Origin of the sequence: Clostridium hydrogeniformans DSM 21757 (genome assembly GCF_000686705.1) — a bacterium.
Classification (GTDB): Bacteria; Bacillota; Clostridia; order Clostridiales; family Clostridiaceae; genus Clostridium_Z; species Clostridium_Z hydrogeniformans.
The window spans coordinates 124,892-146,034 of the sequence record NZ_KK366006.1; the positions used below are offsets into that span (position 1 = coordinate 124,892).

The 21,143-nt window shown below is 29.0% G+C and carries 15 protein-coding genes, 1 riboswitch and 1 other annotated feature; of the genes, 4 read left to right on the forward strand and 11 right to left on the reverse strand.

The window, feature by feature from the left end:
• Window positions 1-402: 402 nt before the first annotated feature.
• The 6 genes from BR69_RS0119265 to BR69_RS0119295 form a co-directional block, all read right to left on the reverse strand.
• Entirely contained in the window at window positions 403-867 is a 465-nt protein-coding gene (locus BR69_RS0119265) for a nucleoside deaminase (protein ID WP_027634662.1), read from the reverse strand.
• 137 nt (window positions 868-1,004) lie between these two features.
• Entirely contained in the window at window positions 1,005-2,888 is a 1,884-nt protein-coding gene (abc-f, locus tag BR69_RS0119270; RefSeq protein WP_027634663.1) for a ribosomal protection-like ABC-F family protein, read from the reverse strand.
• A 955-nt stretch (window positions 2,889-3,843) separates the two neighbouring features.
• The gene (gene mgtA, locus BR69_RS0119280) at window positions 3,844-6,483 is read right to left on the reverse strand and encodes a magnesium-translocating P-type ATPase (protein ID WP_034850159.1); all 2,640 of its coding nucleotides are present in this window, start codon (window positions 6,481-6,483) and stop codon (window positions 3,844-3,846) included.
• Between the two features lie 155 nt (window positions 6,484-6,638).
• Window positions 6,639-6,761, reverse strand: a complete 123-nt coding sequence (locus BR69_RS22360) for a hypothetical protein (RefSeq protein WP_278246113.1) — start codon at window positions 6,759-6,761, stop codon at window positions 6,639-6,641.
• Between the two features lie 123 nt (window positions 6,762-6,884).
• Window positions 6,885-7,040, reverse strand: a riboswitch (M-box (ykoK) riboswitch).
• Between the two features lie 274 nt (window positions 7,041-7,314).
• Window positions 7,315-8,697 (reverse strand): sensor histidine kinase, encoded by a 1,383-nt coding sequence (locus tag BR69_RS0119290; RefSeq protein ID WP_051623704.1) that lies wholly within the window; start codon window positions 8,695-8,697, stop codon window positions 7,315-7,317.
• Window positions 8,698-8,700: 3 nt separating this feature from the next.
• Window positions 8,701-9,384, reverse strand: a complete 684-nt coding sequence (locus tag BR69_RS0119295; protein ID WP_027634666.1) for a response regulator transcription factor — start codon at window positions 9,382-9,384, stop codon at window positions 8,701-8,703.
• A 223-nt stretch (window positions 9,385-9,607) separates the two neighbouring features.
• Between BR69_RS0119295 and BR69_RS0119300 the strand changes: the two genes are divergently transcribed.
• Window positions 9,608-11,437 (forward strand): urease accessory protein UreH domain-containing protein, encoded by a 1,830-nt coding sequence (locus BR69_RS0119300; protein ID WP_027634667.1) that lies wholly within the window; start codon window positions 9,608-9,610, stop codon window positions 11,435-11,437.
• Between the two features lie 230 nt (window positions 11,438-11,667).
• Window positions 11,668-11,930 (forward strand) — a binding site (T-box leader).
• A 179-nt stretch (window positions 11,931-12,109) separates the two neighbouring features.
• On the forward strand, window positions 12,110-13,318 hold the full coding sequence (gene tyrS / locus BR69_RS0119305; protein ID WP_027634668.1) for a tyrosine--tRNA ligase: 1,209 nt from the start codon (window positions 12,110-12,112) through the stop codon (window positions 13,316-13,318).
• 53 nt (window positions 13,319-13,371) lie between these two features.
• On the opposite strand, the gene BR69_RS0119310 is transcribed toward tyrS, so the two are convergent.
• The gene (locus BR69_RS0119310; protein ID WP_027634669.1) at window positions 13,372-15,090 is read right to left on the reverse strand and encodes a methyl-accepting chemotaxis protein; all 1,719 of its coding nucleotides are present in this window, start codon (window positions 15,088-15,090) and stop codon (window positions 13,372-13,374) included.
• A gap of 286 nt (window positions 15,091-15,376) precedes the next feature.
• On the opposite strand from BR69_RS0119310, the gene BR69_RS0119315 reads away from it, so the two are divergent.
• The gene (locus BR69_RS0119315; RefSeq protein ID WP_027634670.1) at window positions 15,377-16,744 is read left to right on the forward strand and encodes an MATE family efflux transporter; all 1,368 of its coding nucleotides are present in this window, start codon (window positions 15,377-15,379) and stop codon (window positions 16,742-16,744) included.
• Window positions 16,745-16,963: 219 nt separating this feature from the next.
• On the opposite strand, the gene BR69_RS0119320 is transcribed toward BR69_RS0119315, so the two are convergent.
• Window positions 16,964-17,539, reverse strand: coding sequence for a manganese efflux pump MntP (locus BR69_RS0119320; RefSeq protein WP_027634671.1), 576 nt, complete (start codon window positions 17,537-17,539; stop codon window positions 16,964-16,966).
• Between the two features lie 747 nt (window positions 17,540-18,286).
• On the opposite strand from BR69_RS0119320, the gene BR69_RS21320 reads away from it, so the two are divergent.
• Window positions 18,287-18,814, forward strand: a complete 528-nt coding sequence (locus tag BR69_RS21320; protein WP_051623705.1) for a GNAT family N-acetyltransferase — start codon at window positions 18,287-18,289, stop codon at window positions 18,812-18,814.
• 101 nt (window positions 18,815-18,915) lie between these two features.
• On the opposite strand, the gene BR69_RS0119330 is transcribed toward BR69_RS21320, so the two are convergent.
• From BR69_RS0119330 to BR69_RS21915, 3 genes are all read right to left on the reverse strand, one after another.
• Window positions 18,916-19,371, reverse strand: coding sequence for an AraC family transcriptional regulator (locus BR69_RS0119330; RefSeq protein WP_027634672.1), 456 nt, complete (start codon window positions 19,369-19,371; stop codon window positions 18,916-18,918).
• Between the two features lie 396 nt (window positions 19,372-19,767).
• Window positions 19,768-20,958 (reverse strand): S-methyl-5-thioribose kinase, encoded by a 1,191-nt coding sequence (gene mtnK, locus BR69_RS0119335; protein ID WP_027634673.1) that lies wholly within the window; start codon window positions 20,956-20,958, stop codon window positions 19,768-19,770.
• Between the two features lie 8 nt (window positions 20,959-20,966).
• The gene (locus BR69_RS21915; protein ID WP_160169970.1) at window positions 20,967-21,134 is read right to left on the reverse strand and encodes a hypothetical protein; all 168 of its coding nucleotides are present in this window, start codon (window positions 21,132-21,134) and stop codon (window positions 20,967-20,969) included.
• Window positions 21,135-21,143: the final 9 nt, after the last annotated feature.

Consider the following 21,143-nt stretch of genomic DNA (forward strand, 5'->3'; position numbering starts at 1 on the left):
ACAATAATGATTTTCATGTATTCAATTTAAAGGCTCTATTGGTAAAATATTTATTTAATTTCTCAGTAATCTTCCTAGAATTTTTCTAAAAATATGATATTTTCTCCTCAGGGATCTTCTAATAATAGTTACTATAGAAAATTACTATAAGATTTTTTATATTTTATAGTAATTTTTAAATTTATAGTATTAAAACTTGGTAGTTGTTCCTACATATACCCAGCGAAGTCTAAGCTTATCCAAAATTCTTATAACCATAACATCATTTATGGATTACAGCTTTTCCTTTATAAATAACAATGCAACAACTCCCACTATTTTATACCATAGGTATGTAGGTCATTGTTGCATTATCGGTTATTTTTATTGCTAATATATTTTATATTTATTTCTTCAATCTTATTACTTTTTATTCCTAAATAGGTTATATGCCTCTATTGCATCATTCCTATCCATTTGAATATATTTGACCTTTTCGCTATTAGCTTCTCCTTTTAACTCTTCATATATAAACTTATCACTAAAGCCTTCTCTATGACCATCATCTGAGGATGTGCCGTAATAAACTACTGGTATCTTTGCCCAAAGTATAGCCGATTTACACATAGGACATGGCTCAGCACTGGAATATAATATATATCCGCTAAGATCTAAAGTTTTTAGTTTTTCTGTAGCATTTCTTATTGCTTCAATTTCCCCATGGGATGTTACATCAAACTTTTTATCCATCATATTACGTCCAGTAGCAATTATATTATTCTCCCTATCTACTATAACTGCTCCAAATGGTGATCCCTCTCCTAATAATACTGACTTCTTTGCTTCCTCTATTGCCAGTTCCATAATTTTTTTGTTGTATTTAACCATTTAAAAAACCCCCTATTAAAAATTAAATAATTATTTGTTTCTATTTTTATATTATAAATTAATCTTCCTAATTTTACTTATAAATTTATTTAGGTTTATGAGAAAATTGAATTATCCTAGCTATAAACACTGCTATATTATGTGGCACAATCCTCATATAGCTTATCATAAAGACCCTCTATTTTATCTATAAGACATTGATATTCTAGATATATATCTTTTGATGTATTTTCATCAAATTTCTCTTCCATCTTCCTAGCCTTATCTTCTAAATTAATTATCTCAAACTCAATACTTTCATTACTTTTCTTATTATCTTCTCTTTCCTTTTTTGGCTCTCTATCTTTTTCTTTGTTCTTATTTAATTTTTTATTATTATATAAATCAACAATCTCTCCATTAGATTTAATATTTTTATAGTATTCAAAATTTCCATTATAAGTTTTTAAACTTTTATCCTCTGTAATTTCAATGATTTTATTTACACAATTACTTAAAAAATACCTATCATGGGATATAGAAATTACAGTCCCCTTAAAGTCTAAAATTGCATTTTCCATTGCCTCCCTTCCTTCTATGTCTAGATGGTTTGTTGGTTCATCTAAGATTAAACATGAGGGGTTATCTAAGATTAACTTTGATAAATAAAGTCTTACTTTTTCTCCACCACTTAATATAGATATTTTCTTATTGCACTGTTCCCCATAGAAGTTATATCTAGCTAAATACTTAAGAGCCTCATCCTTTGTAAAATCTTTTTTATTTAATATTTCTTCTATTACTGAGTTATCTTCATTGCTAAAACTCATTTCTTGACTTAAGTATCCATACTTCACCCAAGTTCCTAAGATAAGCTTTCCACTATAGTTAGTATCCTGTCCTAAAAGCATTTTTATAAGGGTTGTTTTACCACTTCCATTGGCTCCTATAAGCCCTACTTTTTCTCCTCCTCTTATGTGAAAACTTCCATTTTTTATAATCTCTATTTCATCAAAGCTTTTGTTAATATATTCTCCTCGTGCAATATCCTTACTTAATTTGTTTACATTAGTAAATTGTAAACCCAATTTATTTTTTTCTATATGATAATTGCTTTTATCTTTTTTAAGTTTTTCCACCTCCTCTTTATATTTATTTTCCATTATTTTCCCTCTACTCTTAGCAGTCTTTATTTTCCCTTTACTTTTTAAACTCTCCATAATTTTTCTCTCTTCTCTTATTCTTATACTTAAATTCTTAGATTCCTTCCTTATATAATCTTCTTTTATCATCTTTTGAGTTATAAAACTACTATAATTACACTTTCCTTCTACTAAAGTTCCACCTCTTAGTTCAACAATTCTTGTGGCTACATTATCTAAGAAATATCTATCATGGCATATAAATATTACTCCCCCAGTAAATTTTTTTAAGAAATCTTCAAGCCATTCAATTCCACTTAAATCTAAATGGTTAGTAGGTTCATCTAAAATTATTAAATCAGGCTCCTGTAATAGAATTCTAGCCAAAGCTACCCTCATCTTTTCTCCACCACTTAAAAACTTTGTAGGAGTATCTAATGATTCCTTCCTTATTCCTAGCCCTAAAAGTATTTTCTTTATCTTACTTTCTAGCATATATCCATCCATAGCTTCAAACTCATTAATGAGCCGTAAATACTTATTCATAACCCTACTATATTCTTTACTACTGGCATCTAAATTTTCCATACTATTTTCTAATAGTCTTATTTTTTCTTCCATATTTAAAATCTTATTGTACTTTAGAGGAGATTCATTATCATCTTTTAGCTCCTCCATATCTTGTGATAAATAAGCAGTTTTTATATTTCTTGCAAATATAATTTCTCCCCTGTCTTCCTTTTCAATGCCCATGGCAATTTTAATAAGTGTTGTTTTTCCTGCTCCATTAGGACCTATAAGTGCAACCCTATCCCCCTTTTCTACTCTTATGGTAACCCCCTTTAATACTTCTTCATTCCTATACTCCTTTTCTATATTTTCCATAATTAATAAACTCATCTTAATTCCTCCTATAATAAATTTATAAAATAAAAACAGTCGCAATATAATTGCGACTGTTTCTAAACTAAACTCATTTAAAATCTTATACAAACATAAAAACTATGGAAAAACTTATACTTCCTTTCTCCATTTCTTAATATAAGTATAAAATCTTAAATAAAAATATAAAAAGCCGCAGATAAGCTTAATCCGCAGCTTTTATTTTTTAAATAAAGCTTATGATAATAGTGTTTATCATACTTCTCTTTACTATAAATTAAAAGAAAAACATATATCTTTTGGTGAGTTTATAAATTAACTTTATATAATATTTACTAAATAGTAAGTACTTCTAAAATATTAACATCACAAAAAGACCCAAACACCTTATGCATTTGAATACTAGAATAAAAGTCCAAACAAAAAATTTTTGACTTTAAGTAGTTTAATTTTTTATTTTAGGACTCGGCTAACTCTAGTAACTTAGCTCCGGACAAAGCATAACCGATATTCTTTTCTTGTCTTTGTTCGAAGCTGCCACCGTAGTATGGCATAATCAAATGATTTATTATCATAAGTCTTTCCTCCTATTTTCAATATAATTACATTATATTCTAATTTTTACTAATTGTAAACTTATTATCTTTTATATACTATAATATACATTCTATTATTTATTCCTTAATGTGAAACCATATTCTTTAATTATTTTAAGTAATATTAATTTCTCTACTCCCCTACTGAAACTTCTTTACTAGTTCCAAAAGACAAAATTAAAATTTATTTATAATTAAAAATAGAAGTGCCTCATAATATAAATATAGCTATCCTCAGTTAAATCTAAACTCCCCTTAAATTTCCTTAACCATTATGTTAAATTGCCGAAGGAAACTTTAAGAAATAATTTAAATTTAGATTGTAGATATTTATATAAATTATGAAACACTCCTTAATATACATTCTACTATAGTATTTATATCCAACTATTAAATTTTCTTATATAAAATCTCTTAACCAATTGAGTTAAGACACAATATCCTAATAAAATTAATATAAGATATGGGAAATAACTTAATGGTAGAGGTACTAATCCAATGTATTCTCCAAAAGATGTAAATGGAATTGATATTCCAATTATCATAATTATTGAAGTCAAAATAAGCACTGGCTTTGTTGCTCTACTTTGGATAAATGGTATCTTTTTAGTTCTAATCATATGAACAATTAATGTTTGGGATAATAAACCCTCTATAAACCATCCAGATTGGAATAAGCTTTGCATATCCATAGAATTTGCCTTAAATATATAGAACATTAATAAATAGGTTGCTATATCAAAAATTGAACTTATAGGTCCTACATATACCATGAACCTACCTATATCTTTAGCATTCCACTTTTGAGGCTTTTCTAAATAATCCTTATCCATAGTATCCCACGGAATAGCTATTTGAGAAATATTATAGAGTAAGTTCTGTGTTAATAAATGTATTGGTAGCATAGGAAGAAATGGTAAAAATATACTTGCCACTAAAACACTAAATACATTTCCAAAGTTTGAACTTGCTGTCATTTTAATATACTTTACTATATTTCCAAAGATATTTCTTCCTTCTAAAACACCTTTTTCTAGCACCATAAGATCCTTTTCTAATAAAATTATATCAGCACTTTCTTTTGCTATATCAACAGCTGTATCTACTGATATTCCAACATCAGACTCCTTCAAAGCTGGTGCATCATTTATTCCATCTCCCATATATCCTACTGTATGTCCTTCTTCTTGCAAAACTCTTATTATTCTAGATTTTTGCATAGGAGAAAGTTTAGCAAACACTGTTGTATCTTCTGCTTCAATTTTAAGATTCTCATCACTTAAATTTTCAATATCACTTCCTAGTAAGATCTTATCTATATGGAGTCCAACTTCAGTACATATCTTCTTCGTAACTATATCATTGTCTCCTGTTAGAATCTTTACATCCACCCCATGGGTTCTCAACGCCTTTATGGCAGCCTTAGCACTAGCCTTTGGTGGATCTAAGAATCCTATATATCCCATAAGAACCATATCACTCTCATCTTCTATTGAAAATTTATTTTCATCAGGTATATCATTCTTTTGAGCCACAGCAATAACTCTCATACCTCCTTCATTTAAACTATAAACCATTGCTATAACTTCTTCTTTTATTTCTTCTGTAAGCTCAACTATCTTTCCTCTATACTCTGCAAAAGAACAGCTTCCTAACATCTCTTCTACAGCACCCTTAGTTATAAGTTGTCTCTTTCCTTCCTTATCTTCTAATACTACAGACATTCTACGTCTTGTAAAATCAAAAGGAATTTCATCTACTTTCTTATACTTATCCTCAAGTTCATTAAATCCCTTTTTAGCTCCAAACTCTAAAATAGCTATATCCATTAAATTTCTAAGTCCTGTTTGATAGAAGCTATTTAGATAGGCATGTCTTAATATTCTACAATCTTCATTTCCATGAATGTCTAAGTGTCTTTCTACAACTATTTTATCTTCTGTTAAAGTTCCTGTTTTATCTGTACAAAGTATATCCATTGCTCCAAAGTTTTGTATGGAACTTAAATTCTTTACCACAGTCTTTTTCTTAGATAAAGCTATAGCTCCCTTTGCAAGATTAGTTGTAACTATCATAGGTAACATTTCTGGAGTTAATCCTACTGCAACAGAAATAGCAAAAAGTAAGGCTTGAAGATAGTCTCCCTTGGTTACAGCATTAATTAAAAATACTATTGGAACCATAATAACCATAAACTTTATCAAAAGAAAACTTACACTATTCACTCCCTTTTCAAAGCTACTTTCAGCTCTATTTCCAATTAAACTTTCTGCCATAGCTCCAAAATAAGTTTCATTTCCTGTAGATATAACTACAGCTTTAGCTGTACCACTAACCACATTTGTTCCTAAAAGACATATATTGTTTAGTTCTCCTATAGAACTATTCTCTTTAGAATTATTAATCTTAGAAAATTTTTCAATTGGTTCTGATTCTCCTGTTAAGGAAGATTGACTAACAAATAAATCCTTAGAAGTTATAATTCTAACATCCGCTGGTACCATATCTCCTGCTGCTAAATGAATTATATCTCCCTTTACTATATTTTTCATATCTATTTCTTCTGGTTGATTTCTATCACGGATTACCGCTGCTGATGTCTTTATAAGAGCCTTTAAACCCTCCGCAGCCTTTGAAGCCTTGTATTCTTGAACAAAGTTTATAACACTACTTAAAATTACTATGGTTAAAATTATTATTATGGTCTCATAACTTCTTTCTCCCCTAGGTGGAAGTATAACGTCTGTAAATAAAGAAACTAAAACCAGTGCTAATAAAATTAAACTAAATGGATTTATAAAAGTCTTTATAAATTGGATAATTACTGGATCCTTTTTTTCACTTTCTACTTGATTTAGTCCATATTCTTTAATTCTTCTCTCTGCTTCTCTAGTGTCTAGTCCATAATCTCCTGTATTTAATATAGTATATACTTCATTAATAGACTTTCTTGAAATATTATTTAGGGAATTTACTATTCTTTTTTCGTCAATTCCATTTGCTTTTCTCATCTTCATGTAACTCACCCTCCTAAAAAAGGCAACAGAAAATTAAAGGTTATAAAAATATATTTTTTTTACCCTTTATTGCCTTATTCTTAAATTTTAAATTCTGTGAATTAAATGTAGTAAGAAACAGTGGAATGTTTCAATGATTTGAATTTTAGAAATGCTTATATAGATGGCTTTTTATTAAGATTCATAGAATACAATAGTATATGAGATACTATAATATTCTTACACCGTCTATATAAGTTTCTCCCTCCACTGTCCATATTACTACTGCTACCTTCCATGAATCCTCACCTCCGAAATTTTAACCTATTATCATATAAGATTTATAACTATCCATATTATAGATAGCTTAAAAACAAAAAATCCTCGTCAAAACTTGAACTTTGACGAAGATATAATACTCCATTAAATCTCGTTCAAGTTTTGGCTCTGCAAGGCATTGAAGTTGCATTAGGTTAAGCCTTAATTTCGACCAAACCTGCTAACCAGTGCAGAATGTTTCCATCCTTTTACGGCAGCAACCCATATCCTTGTAGTAACCTCACCTACCGAGGCTATTAACATTTACACTAATATACTATTCTCTACAGCACTAAAAGTCAACCAATATATATGTTAAGTTTATGTTAATTACATAAATATGTAATTGTTTCATTCTTTAAATCATACTCATTTACATAAAGTTTTGTAATATAATCTTTATGCAAAAAGATTTATTGACCCTTATATAAGTATATAATATTCCAATATAGATTTGTTGTATCAAACATATAAAGTAATAGTTTATTCCATGCATCCACTTTAGTTCCAATAGCATAATCTTATATATTAAGATTATGCTATTGGAATTTTAATAATAAACTCTGTTCCCTTTTCCAAATTACTTAAAACCTCTATCTCTCCATTATGAGCTTCTACTATTGCCTTAGTTATAGAGAGTCCTATTCCTGATCCTCCAGTGATTCTAGCCCTTGACTCATCAGCTCTATAAAACCTTTCAAAGATATATGGAAGATGTTTTTCTCCTATTCCAATTCCATTATCTTTAATAGAAATCCTTATTTCATTATTTAAATTGTACCAATTAATATTTATGATCCCACCATAATTTGTATATTTTATTGCATTAGAGATTATGTTTATAATACCTTGGCTCATCTTATCTCTATCTACATTTAAAATATAAGATTCTCCCTCTACTACAGTCCTTATGTTCTTGTCCTTTAGACTCTTTTCAAAGTTAATTAATATACCATTAAATATGTCTTTTATATCCTCTTTACTTCTTTTAAGATTTATATCTTCTCCTTCAAATTTTGAAAGTTTATCTAAATCTCCAATAAGCCTATAAAGTCTTTGGATTTCTTCATGAATACTAGATAACCTCTCCTTAGAAGGTTCCCAAATTCCATCCATTATAGCTTCTAAGTGACTTTGTATAGTTGTAAGAGGTGTTCTTAATTCATGAGCTATATCCTTTGTTAGGACTTTTCTAAGAGTTTCCTGTTCATCTAATGATTTAGCTAAATAATTTACAGAGGCTATAAGGCTATTTATCTCATATATATTTGTATTTTCATCTATAGGGTTTTTATAGTTATGAGCTGCTATAAGCTTTGATGTATTAATTACCCTAACTATTGGCTTAACTATAGACCCTGAAATTAAAATTCCTACAAATACTGCAAGTATTATACCAACAAAGGCTACTATAATTAATATTCTATTTAGCATCTTAAAAAATAATATTTCTGATTCACTATAATAGTAGGGTCCATAATATCCTATATATGCTACCCCTACTTTATTTCCATTATCTAAAATATCATAATTATTCTCTATGTAATTCCCCTGGAACTTTGGGAATAAGTCTACCATGTCCTTATTAATTCTTCTAATCATAGATTCACACATGCCGCTATTATATTGCCTGGCATTCCATATTATGCTTTTATTAGAACCCTCTACTCTTACAATAATTCCATTTTCCAAGGCATTAACTCCAATACTTTCAAGCCCCTTAATATCCCATCCACCGTTATGATACTGACTTGTAAGAGATGTTATTATAGAAGTTTTCTTATTTTCTAAATTAGTTACTATATATTTATCAAAACCTTTTTTAATAAATATATTGGCCATTATGCTTATTAAAGCTATTAATATCATAGATAAAATTACAAAATATGCTGTTATCTTGTTTTTTAACTTCACCACTATCTATTCACCGCCAAATTTATATCCAATGCCATGGACTGTCTTTATATATGATGGTTTTTTAGAATTAATTTCTATTTTTTGTCTTATATTTTTTATATGAGAATCAATAACCCTATCATAAACTTCTAGGTCATCTCCCATACTTCTATCTAATAACTCTCCTCTTGTAAATACCTTATTATTAGTAGCAAGTATAAGTAATATCTTAAACTCAGTTGCTGTTAAATTAATTTTTTCTCCACCTTTTACTACCTCATAATTTCCTGTATCTATTATGAGGTCCCCTTGATTAAAAGATAATATCTCCTCTTTACATTTCACACTCCTTTTAAGTACTGCATTAACCCTTGCAACTAGCTGTCTTGGACTAAATGGTTTTGTTATATAATCGTCACTACCTATGCTAAAACCATTTAATATATCATCCTCCTGCACCTTAGCAGTTAACATAATTATTGGAACTTCTGATTCTTCCCTTATCTCCTTGCAGATATCTTCACCCTTAATGTCTGGAAGCATAAGGTCTAATAGTATTAAATCTATATCTTCTTTATGAAATATCTTCAGAGCATCATTTCCATTGTACGCCTTTAATATATTATAATTTTCTTTTTCTAAATAAGCCTCTATTACCTCTACTATTTTTCTCTCATCATCCACAATTAAGATATTTTTATTTTTCAAAGTATTTCACTCCTATAATCTAAATTATATTCATAGATATATCTTATATTAAATTTATGAAGAAACTTTGTAAACCTTATTCCTTTAGTGTAAATTTTATTTTTTATTCCCTAATCACATAAATTCTTCACATGAGATATTTATACTTTTAAAGATATAAGAATATTTTTACCTTAATATTTATAATTCTTATATTTTTAATATTTATTAAGGGGGAATTTTATTGGCTATTCAGGCTGTAAATCTAAATGTTGATGGAATGATATGCACATCTTGTGAAAAAAGAATTAAAGACTCCTTAGAAAAAATAAGAGGTATAAGTGAAGTATCTCCCAGCTTTAAAAAACAAAGGGTTTTTGTTGAATATGATGATACTAAGGTATCCCTTGAAACTATTGCAAAAAAAATTGAATCTGAAGGCTACAGTGTATTAAATTCAACTTCTCAGAAAAGCAAGGCTAAAGAGATTATATGGATTATTGGAATTATATTAATTGCACTTGCTATTATAAGACTTTCTCTGGACTCCGGCGCTTTTAATATGGAGTCTAAGTTAAGTTCTAGTACATCCTATATTATGCTTTTTGTTATAGGTATCTTTACCTCACTCCACTGTGTTGGAATGTGTGGTGGAATATTAATGAGTCAAAGTATAATAACCTTAGAGAAAACTTCTGTCTTTCAAAGAATAAAACCAACTATTTTGTATAACCTAGGCCGGGTTATATCTTATACCCTCTTAGGTGGAATAGTGGGTGCCCTTGGTTCTGTGATTTCAGTATCATTAAGTACCCAAGCATTTATATCCATATTTGCAGGGCTATTTATGGTTATTATGGGATTTAACCTTTCAGGCTTTAGTTTATTTAGAGGATTTTCTGTTAAACTCCCATTTAAAAAATCATTAAAAAGTAAAGCTTCAACTCCATTTTTAGTTGGCCTTTTAAATGGAATTATGCCTTGCGGTCCGCTTCAAACCATGCAATTATATGCTTTAGCCTCTGGTAGCTTTACTCGTGGAGCATTATCCATGATGTTTTTTGCCTTAGGTACAATACCTTTAATGCTTACCTTCGGCTTATTAGTAAATTTTATTAACAGTAAAAATACTAGATATCTAATGAAAACAAGTGGAATATTAGTAATTTTACTTGGTTTTATAATGACAAATAGGGGACTTACCCTTCTTGGAATAAATATTTCACCTAAAGCACTGTTAGGATTTACTTCTAATAATTCTAATATAGAGGTTACAGAAGAAAATAAGGCAATTATTAAGGATGGAAAACAAATAATTAAGATAAAGGCTGATTCCTCTGGTTACTCTCCTAACGTGGTTTTTATACAAAAAAATATGAAAACAGAAATGATAGTTGAGGGAACACAACTTACCTCCTGCAACAACGAGGTTGTAATACCATCCTTAAACATAAAACAAAAATTAAAAAAGGGTGAAAACATAATATCATTTAATTCAAAAGACAGCGATATAAATTATAGCTGCTGGATGGGTATGTTAAAAGGCTATATAAAGGTTGTAGATGATATAAATAACATAACAAGTTCTGATATAAATAGTGCTAAGGATTCTGCACCTAAAAGTTCTTCTCCAAGTTGTTGCAGTGGTCCAGTATCTTCTGACGAAGGCTCCGATAGAACTATATATGGACTTAATCTTTCTGATATTCCTACTGAAAGACTAGTTAAAAAAGCTACTAAAAAGGGTAATAGTCAAAGCTTTACTATAAAAAGTCTTGGGGATGACTTAGAGCCTCTAGTTTTAGTGGTAGAAAAAAACTTAGATACTAATATATCTTTTGATTTTAGTACAATGAAGTCCCCTGATGGCGACTACTACATTTATAATGATACTCCACCTTCTGATAAACTTAAGGTTACTGTTAAAAATTCTAAGGCACAGTTCTCTAAAAACTTTACCAAACCCGGAACCTATATAATTGTTAATGATGACCTTATTTTAGGAGTAATAGAGGTTGTAGATGATATATCTAAGGTAAACCTAGAAGAATTAAGAATAAAGTATATACAATAGATTGTATTTTTATTATAACTATAGATTGAATCTTCCTTCAGATGGTGTTCTTTCCATCATCTGAAGGTTAGATAAGCTCCTCTAGGGTTGTGGCAACTGTTATCCTCCACATAGTAGAGGATGAGGGTATTAAAGCTTATAGCCATCAGAGAAAATTTAAAATACATGAAGGTGAAAACTTTTACTTGACTTCCTAAGGACAATTTGTTATACTATTTTAAAAATTAAGTTTAAATGCTTTGATGAGAACTAGTAAGTTATCATATTCTTTTAAAGAGAGTTCCCGGCTGGTGAAAGGGGCAAAGAAGGATAATCTGAATACATCTCTGAGCATCCCATGGAACCTTTAAGTAGTACATGAGAGACGGAAACTTCCACCGTTAAAAGGATAGAGTATCACATATTTTATTATGTCGTACTTGATAAGGTTAATATAGTGATATATTAACGAACTAAGGTGGTAACACGAAGTATATATGCTCTCGTCCTTATATTTTATAAGGATGAGGGCTTTTTTTATTTTTTATTCTTAAGAAGATTTTATTAGTCCACTTAAGTTAAACCTTAAAACATTGTAAAAATAAAGGGATTAGCTACCCCTTTTTAATATAACCATGGTTTTTAATTAGGTATACCTAAGAAATTATAATAATAATTTTGGAGGGAATCATTATGAAATCAATAGATGAACAAATTAAAATAATATCAAAAGGTGTAGATGAAATTATAAATACTGAAGAACTTTCTGAGAAACTTAAAAATTGTATAGATAATAATAAATCTTTAGTTGTAAAATTAGGTCTTGACCCTAGTGCCCCAGATATTCATATTGGTCATGCCGTAGTTCTTAGGAAAATCAAACAACTACAAGATCTTGGTCATAGATCAGTTATTATAATTGGGGACTTCACTGGTATGATTGGAGACCCTACTGGTAAGTCAAAGGCTAGAAAACAGCTTACTAAGGAGCAGGTTTTAGCAAATGCTAAAACCTATGAAACTCAAATATTTAAAATTTTAGATAGAGATAAGACAGAAGTTAGATTTAATAGTGAATGGCTAGAAAAGCTTAATTTTAGAGATGTTATCGAATTAACTTCTAAATACACAGTGGCTAGAATGCTGGAGAGAGAAGATTTTAAAAATAGAATGGTTAACCATCAGCCTATAGGTATTCATGAGTTCTTCTACCCTTTAATGCAGGCTTATGATTCTATTTCTATAAATGCAGATATTGAACTTGGAGGAACTGATCAAAGATTTAACCTGCTTATGGGAAGAACTATGCAAAAAGAATTTCATAAGGAAGCTCAAATAGCTATAATGATGCCTATACTTGAGGGATTAGATGGTATTGAAAAAATGAGTAAAAGTCTTGGAAACTACATTGGTATTACTGAACCTGCTAATATTATGTATTCCAAAACCATGAAAGTTCCAGATGAGCTTATTATAAAATACTTTAACCTAGCAACAGATATTCATCCTGATGAAATAAAGATTATAGAAGATAACCTTGAAAATGGAAGAGTAAATCCAAGGGATATAAAAATGGACTTAGCTCACGAAATCGTAAGACTGTACCACGGAGAAGAAGCTGCTTTATTAGCAGAAAAAGAATTTAAGGCGGTGTTCCAAAATAACTCTATACCAGAAGATCTTAAAATAGTATCCCTAACTAAAGAGGATAACCTTATTAATGCTATTTCACTTTCTACCTTTGCCTCATCAAATAGTGAAGCTAGAAGGTTAATATCCCAAGGTGGAGTTAAAATAAATGGGGAAAAAGTTTTAGATGTTAAGGCTGTTAACCTATCTAATAATGATATAATTCAAGTTGGTAAATATAATTTTTTCAAGGTATCCATTAAAAATAATTAATAATATTTAAACTTAAAGCCATCTACAATAAATAATATTGTAGATGGCTTATTTTATAATTTAAACCTTTGAGTTATTTCACTTAAGTTTTGAGCTAAATCTGCTTGAGATCTTGCTGTCTCTGTTACACTTCTCATAGCTTCTGTTGCTTCACCCACACTACTTAATATGCTTGAAGAATTCTCTGCTGCATCTTGAGTATTATCTGCTACTCCTTGTATTGCGGAAGCAACTTGATCTATTGTTGCATTTATTTCTTGTGACATGGCTGCAATATCCTCTGACATTACATTTAGGAAGGTTGCATCCTTATTATACTGCTCTCCTATCTTAACAAAGCTTTCATAATCCTTTGTAACTTTTTCATCTATAAATTTCAGGATTCCTTGAGTATTTACAGATAAATTATCAAAGGCCTTCTTAACCTTATCCACAGTAACTTGTATTGTGCTTACTGTATGAGAAGATTGTTCTGCAAGTCTTCTAACCTCTTCAGCAACAACTGCAAATCCTTTTCCATGTTCTCCAACCCTAGCTGCCTCTATAGCTGCATTTAAAGCTATAAGGTTTGTTTGATCGGATATACTTGAAATAGCATCTGCCATTACACTTATTTCTTCAACTACTTTTCCTTCTTCAATAGCCTTTATTATCCTCTCATGCTTTTCTTCATACAGCTTTGTAGCTTCATAGTTAAATTCTTGAGCCTTATTTTTTACCTGAATTGCTCTTTCACTTATATTAGAAGACTCTGTACTACCATCTACTGCTTTAGTTGAAAGTTGAACTGAGCTTGAAGCTATTTCTTCACTAGATGCAGTAACTTCTTCTGCCACAGCACTGGATTCAAGTGTTGAAGTAGCGATGATTTTGGCACCATCATTTATGCTATCTAACTTAGATGTCATTTCCTCTGATACAGCATACAATTCTTCGCTTCCTGCATTTAAGTCCTCTGAATTCTCTATAATAACTTTAACTAAAGTCTTTATATCTTCATGAGCCTTATTTAAGGATACAGCTGTTTCACCAAATTCATCTTTTCTATCATTCTCTATAGGAGTAGTAAAATCATAGTCTGCAATCCTCTTAGCAAAGTCTTTTATCTTATCTAAGGGATTTGTTATATCCTTAGTTATTACATACATTAAGAATATACTTAGCAGTAATATAACTACAACTGCTCCGATTATTATAGACTTTGTAGCAAGAACTAAATTATTAACATCTTCACTTTGTTTATCCTTATATTCTATTGTTACATCTATTACCTTATCTATAAGACTTAACCAATCATTTTGAGTATTTTCTAATGTATTAACAGCATTTACAGTTTCTTCATCTGTACGATCTGCCTTCTTAGCAATTTCTTTAAAATCACTTAATATTTTTTTAGCTTTTTCAGCCTCTTTTCCTATGGCCTCTAAGGAATCTTTTCCTTTTGGAGTAACAAATGCAGTCTTCATGTTACTATAAATTTCATCATATTCCTTCATACTCTCATTAAAGGCTCTTTCTTCTTCCATCATTTTATTTTGGTCATCACTAACCAGTAAAAGCATATAAGAAGCAAATGCCTTATTTATCTTACCTTTAATGTCGTATGAGTACTGAACTTTTTTAACACTATTTTCTGATACATCAGTAAACAGGTCCTGAATCTTATTTATTCTACTTACTGATAAAAGCGATAATATAAATATCAATAATATTATTATTGAAAAGGACAGTGTCATCTTTGTTTTCACCTTAAAATCTTTAAACTTCGCCATTAATTTGCCCTCCTTATTTTTTATTGACATTAATTTATCGTCAAAATCATTATTTTCTTTACATATTTTTTAACATTTAATTAAAGAATTTGCTATTAATAGTTAATTTTTAAAATTTAATTTATTATAATCAACTAATTTTTAAAATATAAAAAGGTTAGTACAAATATGGATTCTACTACTCTACAATATTTCATTTATTATATAAATTAACTTTACCTATTGACCTTATAGTTACTATAAGCCTTACACTTGTATAAGGCTCATTATAAAAGGAGGGATTTTAATGAGTAAGAATCTTGATTTGCTTAATGACAATGTTAGTGGAATTTTTTTCAAATATTTAATTCCAAGTATAGGAGGTATGCTAGGAACTTCTCTATATGTACTTGCAGATACATACTTTGTAGCTAATGGTATAGGTAGTACAGGCCTTACAGCTTTAAATATTTCTATTCCAATTATGAATCTCTTTAATGGTTTAGGATTACTCTTTGGAATAGGCGGAGCCACAGCTCTTTCCATAAGTAAGGGTAGAAAAAAATATAATGAACTAAATGATATTTTTACTGATTCTATTACCCTATGTTTAATCACAGGAATACTCTTAACTTTAATAGGATTACTATTTTTAAATCCTATTGTCTCTTTACTGGGTGGTTCTCCTGACACATTTAGCATGGCTAAGGAGTATTTAAAAGTTATATTTACCTTTACCATAGCTTTTTTTCTTAATAGTACTATGACAGTTATAGTTCGTAATGATGGTGCACCAAAACTTGCTATGTGGGGTATGCTATCTGGTACTATTTCTAATATATTTTTAGACTATATATTTATATTTATATTCGGTTGGGGTATGTGGGGAGCTGCTTTTGCTACTGCTTTATCTCCAGTTATAAGTTTATGTATTCTAAGTACACACTTTATTAAGAAAAATAATAATATTAATTTTAAGATTCCTAGTATAAATAGAAATAGAATTCAAAGAATTATATCTAATGGTTTATCAAGTTTTGTCACAGAGCTATCTTCTGGTATTGTTATATTCGCATTTAATACTGTAATATTGGCTCTTAAAGGAGATATAGGAGTTGCTGCCTATGGAATAATAGCTAATATTTCTCTTATATGTGCTTCTATATTCACTGGAGTTGGACAGGCTCTACAACCTATAACTAGTGTAAATCATGGAGCAGGTAAAACTAAAAGGGTAGAAGAAGCCTTAAAATTTGCTATTTTCACAGCTTTAAGCCTTGGGATTATATTCTTACTAATTGGATATGTGTTTCCTGAAACCATTACGTCCTTATTTAATAAAGATAATAATCCTGAACTTACAGCAATAACAGTGAAAGGTATATATCTATATTTTATAGCATTTATATTTATGGGATTAAATATTGTAGTAATATCCTATCTTCAATCTATTGAGAATGCTAAAATATCTACTATTATATCCATGTGCCGTGGACTCATATTTATACTTATAGGATTATTCATACTTCCACGATTTATGAATATTCATGGAGTTTGGCTTACAATGCCCTTTGCAGAAATAGGTACCATTGTATTATCTCTTACCTGGTTTAAAAATGTACGTAATATATTATTTCATAGTGCAAAGACTTTTAGAAAAACAAGCTTCAGATAATACTTTAATCCTATTTAAAAGATATGCTTTTATAATCAGTTCACTATTAAAATATTTTAGCAATATTGATTTAATCCTAAAAGCCATGTTTTAAAGCCATTATAAGAGAATACAGAAAATTTTTAAGTATAAACTAAAAAGAGAATGTACCATGATGAATATATATTATGGTACACCCTTTTTATTAACGAAAATTTATTATCTTAATTACTAATATCTTTATAAAATATTGGTATGCTCTATAAATATTCTTACTCCTATAATTATAAGTATAAATCCACCTATTATTTCAGCTTTACTACTAACTAAATCTCCAAATTTCTTTCCAATTATTACTCCTATGGAACATATAATAAATGTGACTATAGCTATAATACATGAAGAAGCTATTATTGACATATCTAAAAATGCAAAACTTATCCCTACAGCCAATGCATCAATACTTGTAGCTATAGCCAAAATAACTATCTCTTTATTATTTAATACTTGTACACATTCCTCTTCTATTGTTTCTTCCTTTTTAGATTTAACAGCTTCATAAATCATCTTTATACCTAAGACACTTAAAAGTATAAGAGCTATCCAATGGTCCAAGCTAGTTATATAATCTTTAAACCCTACTCCTAGTATCCATCCTATAATTGGCATTATCCCTTGGGCTAAGCCAAAACATAAGGCTATCTTTAAATTGTCCTTGAGCCTTATATCTGTAATAGTCATCCCCTTAGTTACAGCCACAGCAAATGCATCCATTGATAGACCAACAGCAATTAATAATATTGATAAAATACTCATTTTCACACTCTCCCCTAAAACTTATCTTCTATTTTTCATGTAAATACCTTCCCTCTCCTAATATGCTATATAAAAATTATTCTTTATAACCTTTTCTCAATTAAAAGTTCGCAATCATCTTACTACAAATAAAATATTCACTCCCCTCTTTGAATATATTTTGTAAAATGATTCTAAACTTCAATATCCCCCTCTAAAAAATCATAAGAAGTTTCTTTAAACATAATTATTTTATAGCTATTATTAATTATCTAATTCTTAAGTAAATTAAATAATTAGGGATGGAATTTATAAATAAAAAAATAAAGACCTTTAACACAAAGATATAATTATATCCTGTGTTAAAAGTCTCACCGTGACAATGTCATGATAAAGCCAGGTTTAAAACCATTATGTTGACTTTATCTCCCTATTTGGGTGGTTACTCCCTTTTAAAATCAATTGTATAAAATTTTATTTTTTCTTATATTATATAAATATTGTATTCTAATAAAATTTAACTGTCAATTACCATTTGCCATGAATATATAAATACTGTAAACTTACCATCTATAATTTCATAATTTTTAAGTGACTCTATGGCTTTATCTAAGTTACTTTTCTTAGAATAAAATATCAATAGATTAGAATCTTTATCTATAATAAAATTATATATTCCGCCTTGGAAAATATGCTATAATTGGAATATTAATAGAAATATTTTGCGACACAATTGTAAAATCTACCGACTTAAAGGAGGATTTAAAATTGGAAGGTATTCGTATTGAAACACCTAATCTAATTCTTAGAAATTTTTCACCATCAGATTCCAAGGATGTATCATATTATAGTCAGCAGCCAAATGTATCATATTGGATGTCTGATATGATTTTCCTTAATGAGTCTGTTGCACTTTCTTGGATAAATCGTGTAAATAAAAACTTTAATACCACTGATCCTTTTATAATATTAGCAATTGAACATAAAATTGATGGTATATGTATTGGTGTTGTTGGAGTTCATCCAAAAGCTGAAATAGATGATGAAGTTGAGATCTTATATGGTATTTCTGATAATCACCAAAGTAAAGGATATGGAACTGAAGCATCTAAAGCACTAATTCAATGGGTTTTTGAAAATACTCAATTAAAATCCCTAACTGCAATTGTAAAACCAGATAATACTCCATCTAAAATTGTAATTGAAAAGCTTGGCTTTAAACATGTTGATACTAAAATGGTACACTATGATGGTGCTATGTGTAAATTTAATTATTATAAGTTATACAATAATTAAACCCAGTAATTCTTACATTTAAGATTTATAGATGGACAACCCCACCTATAAATCTTAAATATTATTTTAAAACTATATTAATATATGATTCTTAATATTCTTTATAATATTGGTACACAAATTTCACAATAATGCTTATTTACCATCTTCATTGAATAGCGTTCAAAAATAGGTCTTCTATCATCAAACTCATAATTTCTTTTTGATAACTCAGGAAATATCTCCATCCATGCTTTTTGCATAGCCTCCCCCGTATGACTTATTTTGAATACACAATATTTTCCACCCATAGTTCTTCCAAAATTAATATGCTTATTATCACTCTTAAGTTCATCCGAAATAACTAAACATGTATCATATCGACAATATTTAGATTCCGTGAATTGAGGGTTATCTTGAGCTATTCCTAATATGATTGACCTTTCATTAAACAAGCCTTTTTCTCTAGCCCAACTTTTTAATTTTTCCATTACTTGCACATTTTCTGAACCATAAGGACCTGTTTTTCGTATATAAGCAATCTTATATGATGGTATCATTTCAATATTAATATTCATAGTCTACCTTCTCTTTTTTATAGAGTACATCGATGCCTGAATTTATCATATAATGCTTTAAAATGTATTTCAACTTATTTTTTAAAATTACCAACTTCTTATTTATTGAGCTATTTACATAATACAATCATCATCTTTCATCTATAAATACTTTACTATATACTGAAAATCAATAAAAATATTTCTTTACTTATTTTTACTTAGAAAGAAAAAATAATAGATATCTAATATTAATTTAGTAATATTAGATATCTATTCAAGCATTAAATACTTTAAGTAGATTATATACTTTTAGGTTTATCTAATCACCTTTTATACCTTTAAATTAACATAAAAATATTTATATATTTATTATAAAATATAACTTTTAGCTACTAAGAAAGCTCATAAAATAACCTAATTTCTCTCTTCTATTAAATCTATAAACTCATCAATATGTTTTAATTCTTTTCTTTTCATTATTAGCTTTCTTGCTAAATTTATAGACTTTTTCTGCACATCCTCCCTTTCCTTTTCCTCTATTAAGGTAATATCAATTACAGGAGCTAGTCCATATATTCTTCTTATTATTTTACATGCTGCATATCCTATAGATGATTGCATTATAGATAGAATGTATTTTTCCATATATATATTATTCATCATTATTGGACAACTAACATATCTCTCCCATAGATTTATAAATTCTCTTTGAAAAACATTCCACATATCTCTTATAACATTTAAAAGATACCCTTCCATTTCTCTTCTTTCTTCTAAGTTGCTTCTATGATAATTTTGTGACTCATAACTTAATATTATGTTAGCCCAAAATGCTCCTATATCAAACCCTATGGGACCATAGAATGCAAATTCACCATCTATTATCTTTAGTTCCATATCATTAATTAGAATACTTCCTGTATGAAGGTCTCCATGAATTAAACTCTGAGCTTTAGTCATAAATTCTTCTCTAAGCTCTGATACTTCACTTTGCAATCTCTTATCATTAATTAACTCTTGTACAACTGGCTCTAACCATGGATTAATCTTATTTTTAGGACAATTATAATAAGGATTAACAAAAACTAATTCCTCAGTAATTCTACATAACTCTGGATTTATATACATCTTCACCTTTTCTTTTTTCTTAAGAGGGTCTAAATATAAATCACTATTACAAAATGTAGTTTTTGCTAAAAATTCTCCTATGCCTTTTCCTAAATGCTCATATTTTTTCCCACTGATTAATTCTTTTCTTAGAATTATATGCTCATTAAAGTCTTCCATTATAATAAGATACATATTTCCATCATAATGATATACCTTAGGAAGAAACTTAGGCACAAGATTTCCTTGATCCCTTAGATATTTATTTTCTATATCTATCCTTTCAAGACATAGCTTCATGGTTTCATCTATCCTTAAAGTTGGCAATGACTGCTTTAGTATTACACTTTTATGTTTATCTTCCTTACTTTTAATCCTGAATACCTGATTTAAGTTACCGTCACTTATTTCCTCACATATTAAATCCTCTTTTTCTAAAAACTTAATATGCTCCTTTACATAGTCTAAGGCTGTGCATATATTCAATCTCTTATACATATGCTTCACTACTCCCTAACCCTATCTAGTCCTTTTAATCCAAGAGCTGCTACCCCTATGGCAAGTAAAATGATAGCCTCTTTTATATTTAACGAATTTAATATGTTTAATACTATAACTGCAACCCCAGTTCCTAATGCAATGGCAGAACATATTGTGTTTAGTATGTTTTTCATATTAACACT